Source organism: Pseudoalteromonas sp. UBA6610 (assembly GCF_002433295.1).
Lineage (GTDB): Bacteria > Pseudomonadota > Gammaproteobacteria > Enterobacterales > Alteromonadaceae > Pseudoalteromonas > Pseudoalteromonas atlantica.
This window is the reverse complement of record NZ_DJHW01000007.1, coordinates 1-3,930: the sequence shown is the minus strand read 5'-3', so window position 1 is coordinate 3,930 and position 3,930 is coordinate 1. Positions and strand designations below refer to the sequence as shown.

The following is a 3,930-nucleotide window of genomic DNA, read 5'->3' as shown; positions in this document are numbered from 1 at the left end:
TAAAAATAACAACCCAAAGCTTTTCAGTTGTAATAATAATTGTGTAAGTTCAGTCTTGTATGCCTGAAAACGATAATCCAGAAAAGAGCGGTATTGGCCAATAGATTGTTTTAAATTTGCAATCATAAAGGCATACACTCAAAGCCATGCAGTAAAAAAGGCTCGGGCTCGTGACAGGTAATAATTATTTGACCTTGTGGCTTATTTACTAAATATTCATCAAGTAAAATTAGTAAATACTCAATACTCGCTTGATCAAGCGCTGCACTGGGTTCATCTAACAGTAAATACGGTGCATCGCGCATAAGCGCTAAAATTAACTGGCATTTCTTTTGGTTACCTGATGATAGGGCGTCAAAGCGCGTATTTAGAAATTCATTAAAATTAAACCCATCGACTATAGCTGTTGGCCAACAACAGCCAAATGTATTTGAGGATAAGTTAATTATTTGCTTTGCTGTTAAAAAGTCGGGTAAAGCAATACTGTCAGAGGCTATAGCAACTTGCTTATGTGGTTTGGTTAACGCGTTTCCAGAAAACAAAAGCTCACCACTTTCGTAAGTTTCAAGCCCCGCTAACACCATCAATAGAGTTGTTTTCCCTTGGCCATTAGGTGCTTCGATGCATATTTTAGGTGCACAGAATCGCACGTTATAACCGTTGTACAATATGTTTTCAGCAAACTGTTTATGTAACCCAATAACTTCTATCATAAATACGCACTTTTCAACGAGTTATCATTATAGCGAATACTTATATAAAAACGATTTATGGTTTGTAACACTTTATTACTGTTTGCATATCAGAAATACTTGCGTTTGAAAAACGTTAGGTCAACACTTCTAAATGAAATATAACTATAAACCAAGGAATGTACCTATGAAAATAGCCCTCAAACTTGCCTGTATTACCTGTGCTGTATCTCTTGCATTAGCGGGTTGCAATCAATCTAATAGTTTAGTCACTAGCGCTGTAAAAACTGAGCAAACACAACAAATAAAAACCTACGACGCAAAAACTTTTTTTGACACCACCTCTATTATGGGCAGTAGTTTTTCACCAAGTGGTGATAAAGTGTTAGTCAGTAGCGATGAAAGCGGTATTTACAGCTTATACGAAGTCGATGTTAAAACCGGTAGTAAAACCCGCTTAACTAATTTTGAAGACAGTACTTACCCAGTACGCTATTTCCCTAATGATGAGCGTATATTGTTTACCAAAGACTCAGGCGGTAACGAAAGGTACCATGTTTACGTGCGTGAAGTTGACGGTTCAATCAAAGATTTAACCCCTGGCGATGAAACACGAGCTGGCTTTGCAGGTTTTACAAAAGACGGCAGCCAGTTTTTTATCTCAAGTAATCAGCGTGATGCCAAATTTATGGATTTATATCGTGTAGATAGTGAAACCTATAAAGTGTCTCCTGTTTATCAAAATGAGCTCGGATTAGATGTTGGCGCCATTAGCCCCGATGGACGCTTTATTGCTTCATCTAAAAATAATAGCAATAAAGACAGTGATACATACATTCTCGACACTTATAAAAAAACCCTCAAGCCACATCTTATATCCCAGCATGATGATCCCGCACAATATACGCCTGAAACCTTCTCTGCTGATGGTAAATATTTATATTACTCTACAGACGCAAAAGGCGAGTTTTCACAAATGTGGCGCTATGAGTTAGCCACAGGTAAGCACACGCCGGCTTTAGAAGATGAGTGGGATGTAACCTTTATCTATTTTTCTAAATCTGGTCGCTACCAAGTAAGTGGTGTCAATGCCGATGCCAGTACCAAAGTGTCTATTTTAGATACTCTGACAGGTAAACAAGTTGCTATGCCCGCCCTACCCAATGGTAATTTACACGGTGTGAATTTCTCAAGTGACGAGAAAACCATGGCGTTTTATTTAAACTCAGACACCTCACCAAGCAATTTATTTGTTTGGCAAGTCGGTAGTAATAAAGCTAAGCAGCTTACTAACACATTAAGTAAAGACATAGATCAAAACGACTTAGTAGAGAGCACCATTGTGCGCTTTAAAAGTTTTGATGATCTAGAAATACCAGGCGTGTTGTATAAACCAAAACAAGCCAACAGAAACAATAAAGTACCTGCGCTGGTGTGGGTGCATGGTGGTCCTGGTGGGCAAAGCCGTACTGGTTACAGAGCAATGCAACAACATTTAGTTAATCATGGCTATGCTATTTTTGCAGTTAACAACCGAGGGAGTTCAGGATACGGCAAAACATTTTTTCATTTGGATGATAAAAAGCACGGCACTGACGACTTACAAGATATTGTGTACGGTAAAAAGCACCTGCAGAGTTTAGAGTGGGTTGATGCAGATAAAATTGGCATCATAGGGGGCAGCTACGGCGGCTTTATGACTGCTGCTGCCCTTGCTTTTGAGCCGGAAGAATTCAAAGTCGGTATTAATATTTTTGGGGTTACTAACTGGGTAAGAACGCTAAACTCAATTCCACCCTGGTGGGAGAGTTTTAAAAAGGCTTTGTACGATGAAATGGGCGACCCTGCAACAGATGGTGAGCGTCATCGGGCTATATCGCCACTATTTCATGCTAAAAATATCACTAAACCTTTAATGGTAATACAAGGCGCTAACGATCCACGTGTTTTACAAGTTGAAAGCGATGAGCTCGTTGCCGCAGTCAAAGCCAATGGCGTGCCAGTAGAGTATGTATTGTTTGATGATGAAGGGCATGGTTTTACTAAAAAAGAAAACCGTATAACAGCCTCTAACGCTTACTTAAACTTTTTAGATACCTATCTAAAATAGCGCTTAAGCCCATACAACTATGGGCTAAATTTAAGATAAAAGCTGTGTGCTTTTTTGCATACAGCTTTTTATGGGTGACGCGTTAATTTTGGTTCTAATACCGCCAGAGCTAAACCAAACACAGCTGCAAATAATCCAATAAACTCAAGCCAGGTATTACCTGCATGTGATATGTAGCGTGGGACAGCATTTGTTGTATAAACACGTTTACCACCCGTTACTTCTTCGACAAATGATTCACCGATATACTCATCCATTAATTTAAAAAGTTCAACACGCCTTGCAAGCATCTCTTTAAGTTTTGCTGTACGCTTTTCAGCACTGGGATCTATTATATAATCTTTCCAATGATTGAAAACATTGAGTGGTTCATCATTTTTAATAATTCCAATTGAGCGATACTCATAAAAATGTTCGTTAAACACATAATTTTTATGGCCTGCATAAAATAGTGCACACCCAAACGAAATTAAAAACATTGCTAAATAAATCAATTTACGCTGAGTTACTGAAGTGCTCACAGCTTTATTTTTATACCACTGCTCAACATCCGGTATCTGCATAAGCCTGGCTTTATCATGACTTGATACAAGCGGCTTCATAAACTCATCAATTGAAAGATCTAATGCTATCAATAAGGCTCTAAATATTTCATTCGAGGGAATTGATTTATCGTTTTCAAGTTTTGATATATACCCAAACCACCTCAAGATGCAGAATTCAGCGTCTCACAGGGGCTTAATATCAAGGCGTTACTTTGCAACAATGGCAGTCCCTTTTAAGAAGTAACAACGATGAGAGTAAGTGCCTGTGAAACGCCCAAAGGGTTGGTTTAAAAGCGATTGATACTGCGTTATTGATTTTAACAATAGAACCACTATTAATTGCAATCAATGTCTTGCCTAAATCGCTTTTAATTCCAACTGAAACTCGCATCTTGAGGTAGTTTGGGTATGATTTTGCTCTATCCCTACTTGCTGGGCAAATTCAGGTTGGCTCAATTTTTTATTATTTCTAAGCTGCTTTACTTGTTGACCTAGTGTGCTCATTTTAGTGCTTCCTTTTTTAAAGTGAGACTAGATTCTTGGCTATTCATGCAGATATAAGAAGCTGAATATTAAAGAATAG

General features: G+C 38.3%; 4 protein-coding genes. 1 reads left to right on the top strand and 3 read right to left on the bottom strand.

Going from position 1 to position 3,930, the window contains the following annotated elements:
- Positions 1–122: 122 nt before the first annotated feature.
- Positions 123–713 (bottom strand): ABC transporter ATP-binding protein, encoded by a 591-nt coding sequence (locus B4F91_RS01000; protein ID WP_286937111.1) that lies wholly within the window; start codon positions 711–713, stop codon positions 123–125.
- Positions 714–879: 166 nt separating this feature from the next.
- Here B4F91_RS01000 and B4F91_RS00995 point away from each other — a divergent pair, with 166 nt between their 5' ends.
- Positions 880–2,802 (top strand): S9 family peptidase, encoded by a 1,923-nt coding sequence (locus B4F91_RS00995; RefSeq protein ID WP_286937113.1) that lies wholly within the window; start codon positions 880–882, stop codon positions 2,800–2,802.
- A gap of 68 nt (positions 2,803–2,870) precedes the next feature.
- On the opposite strand, the gene B4F91_RS00990 is transcribed toward B4F91_RS00995, so the two are convergent.
- Together B4F91_RS00990 and B4F91_RS00985 are read right to left on the bottom strand one after the other, a co-directional pair.
- On the bottom strand, positions 2,871–3,437 hold the full coding sequence (locus B4F91_RS00990; RefSeq protein ID WP_286937115.1) for a transcriptional regulator: 567 nt from the start codon (positions 3,435–3,437) through the stop codon (positions 2,871–2,873).
- Positions 3,438–3,704: 267 nt separating this feature from the next.
- Complete coding sequence (locus B4F91_RS00985) at positions 3,705–3,851, bottom strand: helix-turn-helix domain-containing protein (RefSeq protein ID WP_223230549.1); 147 nt, start codon at positions 3,849–3,851, stop codon at positions 3,705–3,707.
- Positions 3,852–3,930 lie beyond the last annotated feature (79 nt).